Below are 16,953 nucleotides of genomic sequence, written 5' to 3'. Positions count from 1 at the left end.
TTTCAAGGCAGGGCTCCGGGTGCGGCTGCGAAAAGCCGGCGTGTGTAGTCGTGCTGCGGCTGGGCATACAGCTGCAGTGTTGGGCCCTCTTCCACAATCTCGCCCTGGTGCATGACGATGACCCGGTCGCACAGCTGGGCCGCGACACGCAGGTCATGCGTGATGAAGAGCATGCCCAGGCCAAGTTCGGCCTGGATCTCCCGCAGCAGCTTCAGGATTTGCGCTTGCACACTCACGTCAAGGGCGCTGACCGCTTCATCAGCGACCAGCACATGCGGCCGGCAAGCCAACGCACGGGCAATCGCAATGCGCTGCCGCTGCCCGCCCGAGAACTGGCTGGGGTAACGCTGCAAACCTTCGGCCGGCAGCCGGACTTTTTCCATCAAACTGGCTGCACGCGCTTCAGCTTCTGCGCGGGTAGCTCCGAAATTCATAGCACCTTCGATGATGGAATCACCCACCTTGCGGCGCGGGTTGAGCGAGCGATTGGGGTCCTGAAACACCACCTGCACCTGGCTGCGCAGCGGCCGGAGCCGGCCCTCGCTGAATTGGGCAACATCGACCAGCGGACTGCTGTCCCCGTTCTGCGCCCGCTGCTTCCACCATACCTGGCCGCCGGTCGGATCAATCAACCGGATCAGGCAACGCGCCAACGTCGATTTACCCGAGCCAGACTCGCCGACAATGCCCACCGTTTCGCCGGCCGACACAGCCACGGATGCGGCCTTCAGCGCATGGGTCAGCCGGCTGCGGCCCAGCCAGTCGCGGGCACTGTACGTTTTGCTGACCTCCTGGCCGCGCAGCAGCGGTGCACCTTGCGGCGCCGGCTTGGCTGGCGGCGGTGTCATGCTGGGCACGGCCGCCAGCAGCATCTTGGTGTAATCCGCCTGGGGTGTCTTCAGCACCGCATCACGCGTGCCATATTCGACCGCTCTGCCCTGGTGCATGACCAGCACGTCGTCGGCAATCTCGGCCACCACGCCCATGTCGTGCGTAATGAACAGTACTGCGCAGGCCTGGCGGCGGCCGCTGGATCGGTCCTCCTGCAACTCTTCGATCAGCCGGAGAATTTCCTTCTGCGTCGTGACATCAAGTGCCGTGGTCGGCTCATCGCAGATCAGCAGGGCAGGTTGCAATATGACGGCCATGGCGATCACGATGCGCTGGCGTTGCCCACCCGAGAGCTGGTGCGGGTAGCTGCGCATCATGCGTTCGGGCTCGGGCAGCTTGACGCGCCGCAGGATGTCGAGCACCGCTTCACCGCGCCGCTTCGCACCCCAATCGGTGTGCTGCGTCAACAATTCATCGATCTGGTCACCACAGGTCATGACCGGGTTTAACGCCGTCATCGGCTCCTGAAACACCATGCCCATGGCCTGGCCGCGCAGCGAACGCAAGCGGCCGCCTGACGCCATCAGCAGCGACTCACCTTGCAACACGATGCTGCCCGGACCGGGCTTGAGTTCACGCGCCAGCAACCCCATCACGGCCGTGGCCATGACCGATTTACCGGAGCCGGATTCGCCCACCACACACAGGGTCTTACCGGGATGAATACTCAGGCTGACGTCTTCAACCGCATAGGGCCGGTCGCTACCCGGTGGCAGGGCCACATGCAGTTTGTCAATGACCAGTACGGGAGGCAGCTCGTCGGTCATGGGGTTCGTTTGGAAAATTTTGGATCCAGCACATCGCGCAGCCCGTCACCCAGAAGATTGATTGCCAGCACCGTAGGCACCAGGAACAACGCGGGAAACAGCACGTTGCCCGGGTACTGGGTGAACTGCACCCTGCCCTCGGCCATGATGTTGCCCCAGGTCGGAATGTCAGCCGGCAGGCCGAGGCCAAGGAAACTCAGAATGGCTTCGGTCAACACGGCCGAGGCCGCCACGAAGGTGCCCTGCACGATCAGCGGCGCCATCGCATTGGGCAGGATGTGACGCCAAAGAATCACCGGCGTCGGCGTGGCCAGCGCCCGCGCGGCTTCGACAAAAGGTTCCTCGCGCAGGGTCAACACCATGGCTCGCACCAGGCGCGTAACGCGCGGAATTTCCGGAATGGCAATCGCCACCACCACGGTCCACAGTTGCGCGCCGAGTGCGGCCACCAGCGCAATTGCCAGCAAAATGGCGGGGATGGCCATGAGCCCATCCATGAAACGCATCAGCACGGCATCAACGATACGGAAGTAACCGGCCAGCATGCCCAGCAGCGCACCCACGCCAATCGCCACTGCAGCGGTGAAGGTAGCCACTAGCAGCGAGGTACGCGTTCCGTACAACACACGGCTGAAAATGTCGCGACCGAAATTGTCGGCCCCCATCCAGAAGGTATGCGTCACCACCGTGCCGTCCAGCTGCGCAAACTCACCGCGCACGCCAGCAGCGGTATTGATATGGGCCGAGTCCATGGCCGCCGGGTCCACCGTGCCAAGAAAGGGCGCCAGTGCCGCCAGCAGAAGCAGCACGCCCAGAACCAGCACGCCGAATCGGAAGGCGCTGTTGCGCCAAAGCCGCTGCCTGAGGAGTTGCCAGAGCTGCATCAGTAACGAATCCTCGGGTCCAGGAACAGGTAGCTCACGTCAACCAGCAAGTTGACCCCGACGTACAACAGGCTGAAAAACAGCACCAAACCCTGGATCACCGGGAAGTCGCGGTTCAGCACGGCATCGACCGTGAGCGATCCCAGCCCCGGTATGGAGTAAACGGTTTCAGTGACCACCACACCGCCGATCAGCAGTGCGACGCCGATACCGATCACGGTGACGATGGGTACCGCCGCATTGGCAAGCGCATGGCGCATCAACACCGCTGATTCAGCCAGCCCTTTCGCACGCGCCGTGCGAATGTAATCTTCAGTCAAGGCCTCCGACACGCTGGCACGGGTCACGCGGGCAATGAGCGCCACGTAAATCATGGCCAGCGTGAACCAGGGCAACACCAGCTGGCGCGCCCACGGCCACAGGCCCTGCCCATCGCTGCCAAAAAGGCGGCGGTAACCCTGCACCGGAAACCATTCGAGCTGCACGGCGAAAACGTAGATCAATAGATAACCGGTCACGAACACCGGAATGGAAAACCCAGCCACCGAAAATCCTGAAAGGATGCGGTCGAGCCAGCCTCCCATGCGCCAGGCCGCAATGGTTCCGAGCGGAACGGCCACCAACACCGCCAGCAGCAAGGTGCCAACTGCAAGACTGAGCGTCGGCTCCAGCCGCTGTGCTATCAGTTCGGTCACGGGCTTGTTCAGATAGAAGGAGTAGCCCAGGTCGCCCTGCAACACGTTGCTGAACCAGATCCAGAACTGGGCCAGCAGAGGCTTGCTCAGGCCCAACGTCTCGCGGATCTTTTCGATGTCTTCATTGGTCGAGTTGTTGCCAGCGATCACCGCCGCGGGGTCGCCGGGCGTCAGCCGCAGGATCAGGAACACCACGACGGCCACCACCAGCAGGACGGGGATGGTCGCCAGCAGGCGCTGCAGCAGGAATCTCAGCATGGGGATTTGCTGCTCATCGGCATCAGCCGATGGGACCCTTCGACAAGCTCAGGGCGAACGGAAAAATGCAGCCAGCGGACGTGCAGGTATCCCCTTCAAGCAGGGGCCGCGGAACCGGCTTAGCCGGGCCGCAGGCGCAACGCCCCCTCGGGGGGCAGCGACGACACGTCAGTGCGGAGCGTGGGGGCACTAGTTCTTTTTGATGTTCCAGTACACCTGCGCACCGCCAGGCACCAGGCCGGAGATGTTTTTTCGCAGCGCCGCCGGGTTGTTGTACTGGCCCAGGTGCACATGCGAGGCCGTCTCGATGGCACGCAATTGCAGCTGTTCGGCGAGCTTTTTCTTCTCCGCTTCTGTACCGGCCTGGGCGAACTTGACCTTGAGCTCTTCGATGGCCTTGTCGTCCTGCCAGCCGAACCAGCCCTTGTCACCAGTGGCATTAAGCATGGCCATGGTCAGCGGGTTCTGGATGTCGCCGGCCGTCCAGGCTGTCATGAAGGCGTTCCAGCCGCCCTTGTCCGGTGCGTCCTTTTTGGCACGACGAGCCAGCAGCGTTGCCCAGTCAGATTGCTGCATATCCACCTTGAAGCCGGCAGCTTCGAGCTGCTGCTTGGCCACCAGCGGCAGCTTGGCAATCGATGCCAGGTCGGTCGGCCTCATCAGCACGATGGGCTCGCCCTTATAGCCAGCTTCGGCCAGCATCTGCTTGGCTTTGGCCGGGTTCGCCATGCCGGTGTAAATGCCGGTGTTGTCGCTGGCATAAGGTGTGCCGCAGGGAAAAATGCTCTTGCAGAACTTGTACATGCCGGGCGCACCAACCTGGGTTTTCAGGAAGGCCTCCTGCCCCATCGCAACCATGGCCGCCTGTCGGATCTTCACATTGTCAAACGGTGAATGCAGGTGGTTAAAGCGGAAGATGTATTGCAAGCCGGCCGGCTGGGCGTCAACGATTTGTACATCCTTTGCGGCTTTGAGCGAGGCGTATTGCTCAAAGGCAGGTTGTTCAATGATGTCGACTTCGCCGGCAATCAGCGCATTGAACTGGGTCTGCGGATCGCGGATGATGATCCACTCGACGCGGTCCAGGTAGACGTTCTTTCCGCCTGTCGTCCCGTCGGGGGCCTCGCTGCGCGGTTTGTACTTCTCGTTCTTGACGTAAACCAGCTTCTCGCCCGGCTTGTACTCGGCCGAGACGAACTTGTAGGGCCCGGAGCCGATGTTTTCCTTGATCTGCTCACTGCCCGGTGTGGCGGCAATGCGCGCGGGCATGATGAAGGGCACATTGGAGGACGGCTTGCCCAGCGCCTCAAGCATCACCCCGAAGGGTTGATTGAACTTGACCACGAAGGTTTTGGCGTTGGGTGTCTCGTAACTTGCCAGGCTCTTGGCCATGACGCCGCCAAAACTGTCGCGGCTGGACCAGCGCTTGAGCGATGCCACCACGTCTTCGCTGGTGACGGGTTTGCCGTCATGAAACTCCAGCCCGTCACGCAAAGTGAAGGTCCAGACCTTGTTGTCTTTGGAGACACTGTAGGTGTCCACCATCTGCGGCTTGACCTTGCCAGCCAGGTCCGTCCCAAACAATGTGTCGTAAATCATGTAGCCGTGATTGCGGGTCACAAACGCCGTGGTCCAGATCGGGTCCAGAATGGTGATATTGGAATGGGGCACCACCTTGAGCGTCTTTGACTGTGCCACGGCGGCAAGCGGCAGGAGCAAACCGGAAACCAGGGCCACTGACGCGGCAAGACCAAAAAGGGAGCGACGTTTCATGACAATTTTTCCTTGGAACAAGCGTTGGAACAGTCAGACGGGAACCCCGAAGGGGCTTCGTAATGTAACCATACTTCCGATGCAATATTCAAGCCACATGGAAAACCATGGGCGCACGGCGTCACAAAATGTTGCGCTTTCTCTGGGCCATTGGCCACATGCCGCGCCGAGTCAGATCACGCCCAGCCAGCACGCACGCTGGATCGCCGACATCTTGTTGTCCACCTTGAGTTTGGCCATGGCGTTGGACAAGTGATAGTTAACGGTGCGCTCCGCACAGAACAGGCGCTCGGCGGTTTGCCGCGCCGTCAAGCCCTCGAAGGCAAATGCCAGGCATTCCCCTTCGCGCGGACTCAAAGGACTGCTGGCCTGAGCCATGGTGCGTTTGAACAGGGGCCAGATATTGAGCGCCGACCAGACCAGCGCTGCAGCCTCCGCGCGGTCATGAAACTGGCGCGGGCTGAAGATGAAACATTCAAACGCGCGGCCTGAAGGCAGGGGAAACTCGACCCGCACCACGCTTTGAAAGCCATGGGCCAGCCACAGCAGGCGCCACCGGCTACCGTCGGTGCCGGCCTTGGCCTGGTCCGTTTTGGCGATGTGCTGCCAGGCCACCAGCGGTGCATCCGATTCGCGCCAAGGGGCACCAAAGTCCACACTTTCAGCCAGGGCGCGCGCCGCATCCAGAAAACGCGGAGGGTGAACCGCAGAGACCCTGCGGTCCTGCCGCTGCCCAAATATGTCGGGGCCCAGCACCACCACCGCTTCCACCGAAAATTCGTGCAGCGCGGATATCCAGTCGCTGAGCATGCTGTCGAGCGCAATACTGTCAAAGTTGACAGGGGTCTGAATGCTCATTTTGTCCCCGGAACTGTGACAATGTGCTGTGATATGTTCCAAGTTCTATTCATGACTTCCGTAGTGCCTGCCAGGATCAAACAACAGATTCGCGCGCTGTGGGGCCAGCCCGGCATGGGGGGGCGGTTACGGGCGCGTATCAAGGCTGAACTGTTTCAAGAACAGCTCGACCTTATTTTGCACCCCTCGCGGGGGCGTTTACGCTGGCTCGGACTGTTTACTGTGGTGGGTCATCCACTGTTCGGCTGGATATGGGGACGCTGGTTGCCTCAACCTTATGAAAGCCCCGCGCTGCGCGCCGTCATGGGCACACTGGGCCTGTTGCTGATCTGGGAAAGCATCAACAACGACCCCTCTAGCAAGTTTTCTGCGCGAATTTTCACCCTCGTCTTCTGGTTGCAGTTGCCGCTTTTTTTTAGCTGGATGTATCTTTGCAACAACGGCAACACGGTCTGGCTGGCCAGTTTTTGCGCAATGGTACTAATTTATTACCATGTCACTGACTGGCGCGCGGCAACTGTGGGCACTTTGAGCGGTGCGTTGCTGGCCTGGACACTGTTTCGCTGGTGGGGTCCCGCAGTGACGCCGCTGAGCGACCAGCAGTTTGCGGTCAACAGCGTGATCATTGCTTTCAGCTGGTCCAGCGCCGTGGTTCTGGGCTTGTCGTCTGCCAATCTGCGACGCGAACATTTACAGCACACACTCACCACCATGGGCATCATGGCGCATGAGTTGCGCACGCCGTTGGCCACGATGTCCTTGATCGGCGATGCCGTGCGCAACGAAAGCCGGCAACTGGACGCCGGAGGCGCCCACCGGCTGGACCAGTTGGTGGTCAGGCTGCAAACTCTGGTACGTAACATGAACCAGCAGATCGATACACAGATTGCCAATGCGCGCCTGCTGCGCCTGCCTACCCACAAGGAGACTGTGAGCGCGGCAGCGTTGCTGCGCAACGTAGTCAAGGATTACCCCTACCGTAACTCGCGGGAGCGCGAAAGCGTCGTGCTGGTACTTCGCAAGGATTTTTCTTTCGAGTCGTCTTATCGGCTGTTTGCGCAGGTGATCAACAACCTGCTCAAAAATGCCTTTCGTTCGCTTGCGGCCGCAAGCTCTGCCCCCAAACCAGGTGATCTGCGCCTTGAAGTCGGCGTACTCAACGGCTGCGGACGCATCCTCGTCACCGACCAGGGCACCGGCATTGCAACCGAGCTGCAGGCACGTATATTCGAGCCATTTTTCTCCACCGATCGCGGGACGGGCCATGGCTTGGGGCTGGCTTTTTGCCAGCAGGTGGTAGAAAGCGCAGGAGGCACCATCCGCGTCAAGTCAGAGCCGGGCCGCGGTGCCACCTTCATTATCGAACTACCCCCGATGGACTAAAGGTCAAAACATACTCATGAGTTTTCCACTATTCCACCGTCCTGGCGCCATCGTGTTTCTCGATGATGAGCCTTCTTATCTGGAGATGCTGGCGATGGTATTGCCGCGCCAGTGGAACGTCAGGCTTTACCTGCGCCCGCAGACCTGCATTAACGACCTTCAACAGGAGCCGCCGTTGTGGGAGGCGGATGCTTGGGCCCAGCAGCAAATGATTGAACAATGGCGGGCAGGAACTCCCCTGATTCCGCAAATCCTCCGATACTGGTCCACCCATGGCGAGCGCTTCGGTCTGACCCGTGTTTGCGTGTTCGACTACGCCATGCCCAGCATGGACGGCCTTCAAGCGCTCGGCGAACTGACGGACTGGCAAGGGGGCCGGGTGTTATTGACCGGGCAGGCCGACGAGCACGTCGCGGTCAGCGCCTTCAACCGCGGACTGATAGACCAGTTCATCGCCAAGCAGACCCCTGATATTTCACAACACCTCATCACCGTGGTGCAGCGCATGCTGACCCAACCGCAGGTGCGTCATTCGCAAATATGGCGCAGTGCGCTGACCCAACCGCAGCATGCGCTGCTTCAGGTACCGTCCGTAGGAAGGCAACTTGCCAGTCTGACCAGCAGCCATTGGGTTGAGCATGTGGTTATTGGCCAGCCCTTTGGCATTCTCGGCGTGGATGCAGATGGACGTGTGAGCTGGCTGCAACTGGAGTCTGCCGCCGGCCTGGCAGAGCTGGCTGAACTGGCGGAATCCCAAGGTATGAAAACGTCAGCAGCCGACGACATACGTGCCGGCCGCACACTGGTCGACCTTGAACTCCAGCAGGCGTTGGGCCAATCCACCCCGCCGCGGCTCGTCCCCGCATTTTCGGTGGGCCATGAAGGTACCCTGCTGGCCGCCCTCTTTCCGGTCGAACTGGCAGCCAGCCCGCCGGGGCTGACGGGTTACAGCCACTGGCTCAAGAAGCGCGGTCCGCGCAGCGTGCAGGACTAGGGCCTGCCGCGCCCGCACGGTTTTGACTCGCTAAGTCTCTTCAAGGGCAGCGCCTGCCCGTGCGCGCCGGGCAATAGGCCAGTCCCATGGCTTGATCCGCGGTGCAATCTCTTGAGCAACCGCCTCCACATGGCTGAGTTCAGCTTCCGTCAACGACGCATGCAGGGTAAGGCGCACCATGGCCCGGTTGCGGCTGGTTGCGGGAGCGCAAAAAACGGCGCCAAAGACGCCGCGCTCTTCCAGATGGTCCCGCAACACCATGGTGTCGGGTTCGGTACCAGCCTCCAGGGAGATGATCTGCTCGGTTCCCTGATGAATCGGGTAGCCGATGTCTGACAGGCTGGTGCGCAAGCGCAAGGTATGCGCATGCAGGCGTTGCCTCTGTTCATCCCGCTTGCGGATCACACCCAGCGTAGCGCCCAGGCCGGCAATCTCGTGAGGCAGCAGGCAAGAACTGAAAATGTTCGGGTAGCTCGAGCTCAGGATGTAGTAACGCAATTCCGCCGGCGCAGTAAAGAACCCGCCGCGGCCGGCAAAAGCCTTGGCCAGGCTGGCGGTAATGAAATGCACCCGCTCTGTCAGCCCGAGTTCGGCGCACAGGCCGGCGCCGCCCGGGCCGTGGGTTCCCAGCGAATGGGACTCATCCACCAGGATCATGCAGCCATGGCGCTCTGCCACTTCAACCATCTCGCGCAACGGACACAGCGCGCCTGTGGTGCTGTAGACCGAATCAACCACCACCACACCTGCGCCGTGCCGCAACAGAACCCGGTCCAGATGAGCCGGATCGTTGTGGCGAAATGGATGTGCAGGCGCGCGCGCAGCATGGGCGCCTTCCCACAGCGAGGTATGCGCCAGGGTGTCAAGGTAAACCGGTGTCTGCGGATCGGCAATCGCCTGGAGCAGTCCCACGTTGGCCGCGTAGCCGGACTGGCAGACAAAACCGTCTTCCTTTCCAACCCACTGGGCAAGGGATTTTTCCAGCGCCCGGGCCGGGTGCTCGCCATGGACAAACACGCCCGATTGAATGACAAATTCCCGGTCGTTGCGCAGAGCCGCCACCTGGGCGCTGACGATATCCGGATGCCCGGTCACGCTGAGGTAATCGTTGCCATCCAGCCGGACCGCATCGGTCCCGGCCGTTCTGCCATGAAGGACAAATTTTCCGCCCCATTGCTGCTGCCAGCGAGGGGTAAATTCACGCGCAATACGTTGGCGCAAATGGTCGGACAAGCCGGGATTTCTGACAGATTTTGTTACTGAAGATCCGGTTGACTGTTCGAGGAGTTGAGCTTGCATGGTGATACCTTGTTAAAAAGTAACACCATTGAAAATGAATTTAACAAATTAAAAGTTACCGCCCTGTCAACATTGACAGGGGTCCACGCACAAAAAAAGTATTTTGTAGTAGCAGATGACCTAAATCACTACCTTTGTATTACTCAACTCGAGACTGCAAGCTCACCGCGGGTCAGGCTCAAGGCCGCCAGTGCCATGATTTTTGCACTGTCCACCAGCTCCTGAATGCCCACATATTCGTCGGGTTGGTGGGCCAGATCCAGAATGCCAGGTCCATACGCAATGCAGGCATCCAGCTTGCCGGTGCGCACAATATGTTTCTGATCGTAAGTGCCCGGACTGGAAATGTAGCTGGGCTCCCGCCCCAACACGCGCGCGATGGCACGTGCAGTAGCCAGCACCACAGGCGCCTCTCGCGGGGTGGCCGTCGGCACGAAACTCATGATGTCCTTGATGCCATAGTCAAACCCTGGTCGGGTCTGTTTGAGCTCATCGAGCATTGCAACGATTTCGGCCTTGACGGCCTCCAGGTTTTCTTCCGCAATAAAACGCCGGTCAAGCACGGCACGGCATGAGTGCGCCACCACCGGCGCCGGCAGATCGCCCGTCGGCCGGCCGCGCCCGTCCAGAGAAAACAACTGCTCAACCTGGCCACCGTGCAGGCTGTTGATATTGAGCGTGCTGACCCGGGCCCCGGGCGGTTCAACCGGCTCGGCGGTATGGCGCTGTGACAGCCTTGGCTGCAACTGCATTTCCAACATGTGAATGAAAGCACTCATGTGGTTGATCGCGCTGTCGCCCAGGAATGGCATGGAGCCATGGGCGATACGCCCACGGGTTTCGACCTCGCCCCACCAAACGCCGCGGTGGCCCAGGCAAATGCGGTCCACCCCCAGCGGCTCGGGAATGATCACGTGGTGCACGCGCGGCCTGCTGAAATAACCACGCTCCGCCAGATAACCCACGCCGGAGAAACCGCCGGACTCTTCATCCACCGTCCCTGAGATTTCCAGCGCACCGGGAAAAGCCAACCCCTCCTCCAGAATCGCCTCGCAGGCAATCACGCTGGACGCCAGCCCGCCTTTCATGTCGCACGTTCCCCGCCCGTAAACCTTGCCGTCCTTCACCTCGCCGCCGAACGGGTCGACCGTCCAACCGGAGCCGGCCTCCACCACATCAATATGGCTGTTGAAATGCACGCACTCGCCGGCTGACTTGCCCTCGTAGCGGGCCACCACATTGATCCGCGGGTGGGAATCGCGATCACCCGGCGCTCCTTCGGCGCGGATGTATTCCACGGCAAACCCCCGCTTTTTCAAGCGCTCCCCAAGCAGGCGGGCGCAGGCTTCATAGGCGTCGCCTGGCGGGTTGATGGTGGGGATGCGAACCAGGTCTTGCGTCAGTGCCACCACGTCCGCGCGTTTTGATTCAATGCGTTTGAGCAGGCTGTCATTGTTCATGCCGGCCAGTTTAGCCAACCGGGCCGGATGCTGCACGGCCCCGGAGGTCGCGGAGCTATACGAAATGAACGACCGCGGGAGTTGCCTTTCCAAGCCGGGGCCGCGGAACCGGCTTTGCCGGGCCGCAGGCGCAGCGCCCCCTCGGGGGGCAGCGCAGTACGCGAAGCGACAAGCGTGGGGGCGCTAGTTCTGCCGCCAGGGCAATCCACGATATCGCCAGCCGCCTTTGGAACCACGATGTGCCTGGGTGTCAGCATCCCCCTCGAACCCCTCGAGGACGTTATAGGCCTCTATTCCGAGCTCAGCGGCGCGGCGTGCCGCGGCTATCGAACGCACACCACTGCGGCACAACATCAGGGCTTTCTTTCCTGCTGGAACGACCGCCTTCAGATTTTGATCAAACAATGGATTCATGGCCATGCCTGGCCACTGCTTCCACGCCAGAGCGACCGAGCCGGGGACAAATCCAACCCACTCGCGCTCCGCATCGGTGCGCACATCAATCAGCATCGCCTCACCGGCTTGCCACCACTTGAAAGCCAGCACGGGCGAAACATCACCGGCATACCCGGAAGCAGGCTGAACCTGCAGCATTTCCGGCTGGGCATCCTTCGCGCCGGCATCAGAGGGATCTTGAATCAGGGGTTTGTCCATTTGTCGGTTCCGGTTAGTCGCATGACGGGCATCGTTGCAATCGCGCAAGTTTAAAACGCCTCTCAAACGCCTCTCTTCTGTGGTCGGCATCCCATGCCGGCCACTGTTTCAGCTCCAAAGCAAAAGCCTGCTTAGAGAACTGCCGGTAAACAGTTTCACCTTAATTGAATGCAATCTCCGACATCCGTTGGTAAAAACCCTCTCACACGCGTGACCTCGATGGCAAAAGATAGCTTGCTAACGTTTTTTCACAACAGGAGACAAGTCATGACAGATCCAAAAACACCACGCCGACGCAGTCTGCTCAAGGGCGTTGCCCTGGCCGCCGGCGCTGGCGCCATGTCCGCACCCATGCTGGCCACTGCGCAAACTGCCACCACGCTGCGCTTTCAGAGCACCTGGCCGTCCAAAGACATCTTTCACGAGTACGCCAACGACTTCGCGAAGAAGGTCAACGACATGGCCAGCGGAAAGCTCAAAATCGAAGTGCTGCCCGCAGGCGCTGTAGTGCCGGCCTTCCAGTTGCTCGAAGCTGTCAACAAGGGCACGCTCGACGGCGGACACGGGGTGGTGGCGTATCACTACGGAAAAAATTCGGCGCTCGCGCTCTGGGGTTCCGGCCCGTCCTTCGGCATGGACCCCAACATGCTGCTGGCCTGGCACAACTACGGCGGCGGCAAGGCCCTGCTGGAAGAAATCTACAAGTCGATCAACATGGACGTGGTCTCTTACCTCTATGGCCCCATGCCGACCCAGCCCTTCGGCTGGTTCAAGAAACCAATCTCCAAGGTCACTGACGTCAAGGGCACGAAGTTCCGTACCGTGGGACTGGCCGTCGACATGTACACCGACATGGGCGCGGCCGTGAACCCGCTGCCTGGCGGCGAGATCGTGCCAGCGCTGGACCGTGGCCTGATCGATGGCGCCGAGTTCAACAATGCCTCCTCGGACAAGCTGCTGGGCTTTCCCGACGTGGTCAAGAACTGCATGCTGCAGAGCTTTCACCAGTCCGGCGAGCAGTTCGAAATCCTGTTCAACAAGGGCAAGCTCAACGCCCTGCCGACGGAACTCAAGGCCATCATCGACTACGCCGTTCAGGCTGCCAGCGCCGACATGAGCTGGAAGGCCATCGAGCGCAACTCCAAGGACTACATTGACCTCAAGAAGGCCGGTGTCAAGTTTTACAAGACGCCCGACGCCATCCTGCGCGCCCAGCTTGCTTCCTGGGACAAGATCATGGCCAAGAAGGGTGGAGAGAATGCGCTGTTCAAGAAGGTGCTTGATTCCCAGAAGGCCTTTGCGGAACGCGCAGGCCAATGGCAAAACGACTACACCGTGGACTTCAAGATGGCCTATAACCACTACTTTGGCCGGGGCAAAAAAGCCTGATCGGGGCCACGGCCTCTGAGGGGCACCTGCGGGTGCCCTTTTTGTTTTTTCTGGGACCGCCCGGGCGGCGCAAGGAGTTGGAATGCAATCGTTTTTACTGGCGGTGGACCGTTTTTCCACCTGGATCGGCAAGGCCTGCGCCTGGAGCGTGGTCCTGCTGACCTTGCTGATCAGCTGGGAAGTGTTCAGCCGCTACGTGCTCAACCAGCCCCACGCCTGGGTGCTGGATGCGCAGATCATGTTGTATGGCCTGCTGTTCATGATGGCAGGCGCCTATACATTGAGCAAAAACGGCCATGTACGCGGCGACGTTCTTTACGGCTTCCTCGCGCCGCGTACGCAGGCGATTGTCGACCTCACGCTGTATATCCTCTTTTTCCTGCCGGGCGTGATTGCGTTGACCTGGGCCGGCTGGACCTATGCCAATGAGTCGCTGGCCATCCGCGAGCAGACCTTCAACGCCGACCCGCTTCCGCTCTACCCCTTCAAGTTCGTCATACCGGTATCCGGGGCTGTTCTGCTCCTGCAGGGCTTTGTCGAAATCATCCGCTGCATCCAGTGCATACAGACTGGAGCCTGGCCCGCACGCGAAGGCGATGTGGAAGAAGTCGACGTGGAAAAACTCCGGGAAATGGTGCATGTAAAGGAAGAAGACATGGCCGCGCTGGAGCGTGATCTGGCCCTGAAGGAGAACCACAAATGAAGATCCGCAAGGAACTCTGGTTCGGCCTGACCTTCATGGCACTCGTCGTTATCGGCGCCGCCACCCTGCTTCTGAGTGTCGAAAAAATCAACAATGGCCATTTGGGCCTGCTGATGCTGTGCCTGGTGGTGACCGCCATCATGCTGGGCTTTCCCACGGCCTTCACACTGATGGGCATGGGCATGATATTTACCTGGCTGGCCTACAACCGGGACACCACCAAAACACTGGACCTGATGGTCCAGGCCGCCTACAAGACCATGGCCAGCGATGTGCTGATCGCCATACCGCTGTTTGTCTTCATGGGCTACCTGGTCGAGCGCGCCAACCTGATTGAAAAACTTTTCAAGAGTCTGCACCTGGCGATGGCGCGGATTCCGGGTTCGCTGGCTGTCGCCACCCTCGTGACCTGCGCAATTTTTGCCACGGCCACCGGCATCGTGGGGGCCGTGGTGACGCTGATGGGCTTGCTGGCATTGCCGGCGATGTTGCGTGCCGGGTACAGCGTTCCGCTGGCGGCCGGCGCCATCACGGCGGGCGGTTGCCTGGGCATCCTGATTCCACCTTCGGTGTTGCTGATCGTCTATGGTGCAACGGCTGGCGTTTCCGTGGTGCAACTTTACGCCGGTGCATTTTTCCCCGGGCTGATGCTGACAGGTTTGTACATCGTTTATGTGATCCTGGTTGCCAAGCTCAAGCCGCAATGGGCGCCTCCCCTGTCGGCCGCAGACCGGGTCGTCACCCTGCCTCCGTTGACGCAACAACTCACCACCGGCACGGACAAATACGCGCTGACAGGCCTCTTCGGTGCACTCAAGGGAAAACGCAACGCGGACGTTCCGCTCGGCCATATCCTGCGCCAACTGGCAATTGTTGTGCTGCCGGGTTTGCTCTTCCTTTTGGTGCTCGTGACCAGCTACCGGGCAGTCACCATCGTTCAAGCCGAGGCGGTCTACGACATCCAGCAAATAGGCGCCTCCAGCCCGTCAGGAGCGTCCACCCCTGATGCAGGTGGCTTGCGGGAGCCTCCCGCCGAGGGCGGCCTCAAGGAACCTCCCGCCGAAGGCAGCCTGCAGGAGCCGCCGTCAGGGGACGAGGTCAAGGAGCCTCCCGGCGCCGAAGCCCCCGCTGCGCCGGCGGCCGCGGGTGTGGCCGAACCTCCGGCCGCTGCCACGGCCAGCGCCGACAAGCCACCTGCTGGCGTGACCACACGCGACGCACCCACTTGGTGGTGGGTCTGCTTTGCCATTCTCGGCGCGCTGGTCGCCCTCTTCTATCTGTTCCTGAGTTTTGCGCGGCTGGAAATCTTCAAGATGCTCCTGACCTCCTTTTTCCCGCTGATGATTCTTATCATCTCGGTGCTCGGGTCCATCGTGATGGGGCTGGCCACGCCTACGGAAGCAGCGGCGATGGGTGCACTGGGCGGCTTTGTTCTGGCTATCGCCTACAAGCGCCTGACCCTCTCGGTGCTTCAGGAGTCGGTTTTCCTGACCGCCAAGACCTCGGCCATGGTGTGCTGGCTGTTTGTCGGCTCGGCCATCTTCTCCGCGGCTTTCGCCCTGCTGGGTGGCCAGGACCTGGTCGAGAACTGGGTGCTCAGCATGAACCTGAGCAAAACCCAGTTTCTGGTGATGAGCCAGGCGATCATTTTCATTCTGGGCTGGCCGCTGGAATGGACCGAGATTATCGTGATCTTCATGCCAATCTTCATCCCGCTACTCGACAACTTCGGGGTAGACCCCTTGTTCTTCGGCTTGCTGGTGGCATTGAACCTGCAGACGGCCTTTCTGAGCCCGCCGGTGGCCATGGCCGCGTTTTACCTGAAAGGCGTGGCACCCAAACACGTGACACTGAACCAGATTTTCGCCGGTATGCTGCCATTTATGGCGATTCAGTTGTTGGCCATTGTGTTGCTGTACCAGTTCCCTGCCATCGGTCTGTGGTTGCCCCAATTGCTGTACAAATAAGCGGGCGCCACCCACCTGTCGGCAAGCAAAGGGGCGCGCGCCCCTTTTGTTTTGGAAAAACGGTAAGATTGACGTTTACGTAAACGTCAATCATCCACACGGAGAAGCCATGTCCAACGGCAACAGCAAGCGCGCGGCCCTGCTGGCCCCCTGGCAACCGCCCACCACCGGGCGGGGCCGGCCGTTTGGGCTGTCCGGACTCAAGGCTTCGGCCAAGCCCTTGTCGAGTGGAGACAAGGAAGCGGACAAGGCCACCGTGGAAGCTCTGGCGAGCGAGCTTGACGGTCTTCAGAACCTGTTTTTTGCCGACAGGCGCTACAAGCTGCTGGTCCTGCTTCAGGGCACGGACACCTCCGGCAAGGACGGCACGATTCGCGCCGTGTTCGGACGAACCAGTCCGCTGGGCGTCCACACCGTGGGCTGGAAGGCACCGAGCGAGGAAGAGCGGGCACACGACTACCTTTGGCGAATCCATCGCCAGATGCCCGGAGCGGGCGAGACCATGATTTTTAACCGCAGCCACTACGAAGACGTGCTAGTTCCGGTGGTCCAGGGCTGGATCAGCCCAGAGCAGACCGCGCAACGTCTTGCCCACATCAACGAGTTCGAACGCATGCTGGCTGAAACCGGCATGGTGATCCTCAAGTTCATGCTGCACATCAGCTTCGAGGAACAGGGAAAACGCCTGCAGGAACGAATCGATGACCCGACCAAACGCTGGAAATTCAGCATGGGCGACCTGGCAGTACGCAAGCAGTGGGCCGACTACCAGAAAGCCTACGAAGCGCTGCTGGGCGCGACCAGCACCTCCTGGGCGCCCTGGACCGTGGTGCCCGCCGACTCCAAGACCCACCGCAACCTGATGGTGGCCACGCTGGTGCGCGACAAACTGAAGTCGCTGGACCTGCGCTATCCGCCTGACGATCCGGCGCTGGCCGGACTGAAGATCGAATAACCACTCCGGCACCCAAGCCACGA

General features: G+C 60.6%; 14 protein-coding genes. 6 read left to right on the top strand and 8 right to left on the bottom strand.

Annotated features, from left to right (window positions below):
* Window positions 1-2: 2 nt before the first annotated feature.
* The 5 genes from B0B52_RS05705 to B0B52_RS05685 all read right to left on the bottom strand — a co-directional run bounded on the left by B0B52_RS05705 (window position 3) and on the right by B0B52_RS05685 (window position 6,126).
* Window positions 3-1,658 (bottom strand): ABC transporter ATP-binding protein, encoded by a 1,656-nt coding sequence (locus tag B0B52_RS05705; RefSeq protein ID WP_077592656.1) that lies wholly within the window; start codon window positions 1,656-1,658, stop codon window positions 3-5.
* The gene (locus tag B0B52_RS05700) at window positions 1,655-2,542 is read right to left on the bottom strand and encodes an ABC transporter permease (RefSeq protein ID WP_077592655.1); all 888 of its coding nucleotides are present in this window, start codon (window positions 2,540-2,542) and stop codon (window positions 1,655-1,657) included. Before B0B52_RS05700 ends, B0B52_RS05705 begins: the two co-directional genes overlap by 4 nt.
* Entirely contained in the window at window positions 2,542-3,495 is a 954-nt protein-coding gene (locus B0B52_RS05695) for an ABC transporter permease (protein WP_077592654.1), read from the bottom strand. Before B0B52_RS05695 ends, B0B52_RS05700 begins: the two co-directional genes overlap by 1 nt.
* 189 nt (window positions 3,496-3,684) lie before the next feature.
* Window positions 3,685-5,268 carry an ABC transporter substrate-binding protein gene (locus tag B0B52_RS05690; protein WP_077592653.1) on the bottom strand — a complete coding sequence of 528 codons (1,584 nt, stop codon included), beginning with the start codon at window positions 5,266-5,268 and terminating at the stop codon, window positions 3,685-3,687.
* A gap of 171 nt (window positions 5,269-5,439) precedes the next feature.
* Entirely contained in the window at window positions 5,440-6,126 is a 687-nt protein-coding gene (locus B0B52_RS05685; protein ID WP_371327371.1) for a LuxR C-terminal-related transcriptional regulator, read from the bottom strand.
* Between the two features lie 51 nt (window positions 6,127-6,177).
* On the opposite strand from B0B52_RS05685, the gene B0B52_RS05680 reads away from it, so the two are divergent.
* Both B0B52_RS05680 and B0B52_RS05675 read left to right on the top strand, forming a co-directional pair.
* Complete coding sequence (locus B0B52_RS05680; protein ID WP_139351826.1) at window positions 6,178-7,509, top strand: sensor histidine kinase KdpD; 1,332 nt, start codon at window positions 6,178-6,180, stop codon at window positions 7,507-7,509.
* 16 nt (window positions 7,510-7,525) lie between these two features.
* Window positions 7,526-8,503, top strand: a complete 978-nt coding sequence (locus B0B52_RS05675; RefSeq protein ID WP_077592652.1) for a response regulator — start codon at window positions 7,526-7,528, stop codon at window positions 8,501-8,503.
* A gap of 30 nt (window positions 8,504-8,533) precedes the next feature.
* Here the strand turns inward: B0B52_RS05675 and cqsA are convergent, their stop codons facing one another.
* The 3 genes from cqsA to B0B52_RS05660 all read right to left on the bottom strand — a co-directional run bounded on the left by cqsA (window position 8,534) and on the right by B0B52_RS05660 (window position 11,856).
* Entirely contained in the window at window positions 8,534-9,802 is a 1,269-nt protein-coding gene (gene cqsA, locus B0B52_RS05670; RefSeq protein ID WP_077592651.1) for an alpha-hydroxyketone-type quorum-sensing autoinducer synthase, read from the bottom strand.
* 143 nt (window positions 9,803-9,945) lie between these two features.
* Window positions 9,946-11,262, bottom strand: coding sequence for an acetylornithine deacetylase/succinyl-diaminopimelate desuccinylase family protein (locus B0B52_RS05665; RefSeq protein WP_077592650.1), 1,317 nt, complete (start codon window positions 11,260-11,262; stop codon window positions 9,946-9,948).
* Between the two features lie 183 nt (window positions 11,263-11,445).
* On the bottom strand, window positions 11,446-11,856 hold the full coding sequence (locus tag B0B52_RS05660; protein WP_077592832.1) for a rhodanese-like domain-containing protein: 411 nt from the start codon (window positions 11,854-11,856) through the stop codon (window positions 11,446-11,448).
* Window positions 11,857-12,183: 327 nt separating this feature from the next.
* Between B0B52_RS05660 and B0B52_RS05655 the strand changes: the two genes are divergently transcribed.
* From B0B52_RS05655 to B0B52_RS05640, 4 genes are all read left to right on the top strand, one after another.
* Window positions 12,184-13,305 carry a TRAP transporter substrate-binding protein gene (locus B0B52_RS05655; RefSeq protein ID WP_077592649.1) on the top strand — a complete coding sequence of 374 codons (1,122 nt, stop codon included), beginning with the start codon at window positions 12,184-12,186 and terminating at the stop codon, window positions 13,303-13,305.
* An 82-nt stretch (window positions 13,306-13,387) separates the two neighbouring features.
* Complete coding sequence (locus B0B52_RS05650) at window positions 13,388-14,008, top strand: TRAP transporter small permease subunit (RefSeq protein ID WP_077592648.1); 621 nt, start codon at window positions 13,388-13,390, stop codon at window positions 14,006-14,008.
* Window positions 14,005-15,975, top strand: coding sequence for a TRAP transporter large permease subunit (locus B0B52_RS05645; protein WP_077592647.1), 1,971 nt, complete (start codon window positions 14,005-14,007; stop codon window positions 15,973-15,975). Before B0B52_RS05650 ends, B0B52_RS05645 begins: the two co-directional genes overlap by 4 nt.
* Window positions 15,976-16,084: 109 nt before the next feature.
* Window positions 16,085-16,930 (top strand): PPK2 family polyphosphate kinase, encoded by an 846-nt coding sequence (locus B0B52_RS05640; RefSeq protein ID WP_077592646.1) that lies wholly within the window; start codon window positions 16,085-16,087, stop codon window positions 16,928-16,930.
* The last annotated feature ends 23 nt before the right edge of the window (window positions 16,931-16,953 follow it).

Source organism: Polaromonas sp. A23 (genome assembly GCF_002001015.1).
In the GTDB taxonomy this organism is placed as follows: domain Bacteria; phylum Pseudomonadota; class Gammaproteobacteria; order Burkholderiales; family Burkholderiaceae_C; genus Polaromonas.
This window is presented reverse-complemented; position numbering and strand designations above follow the sequence as displayed.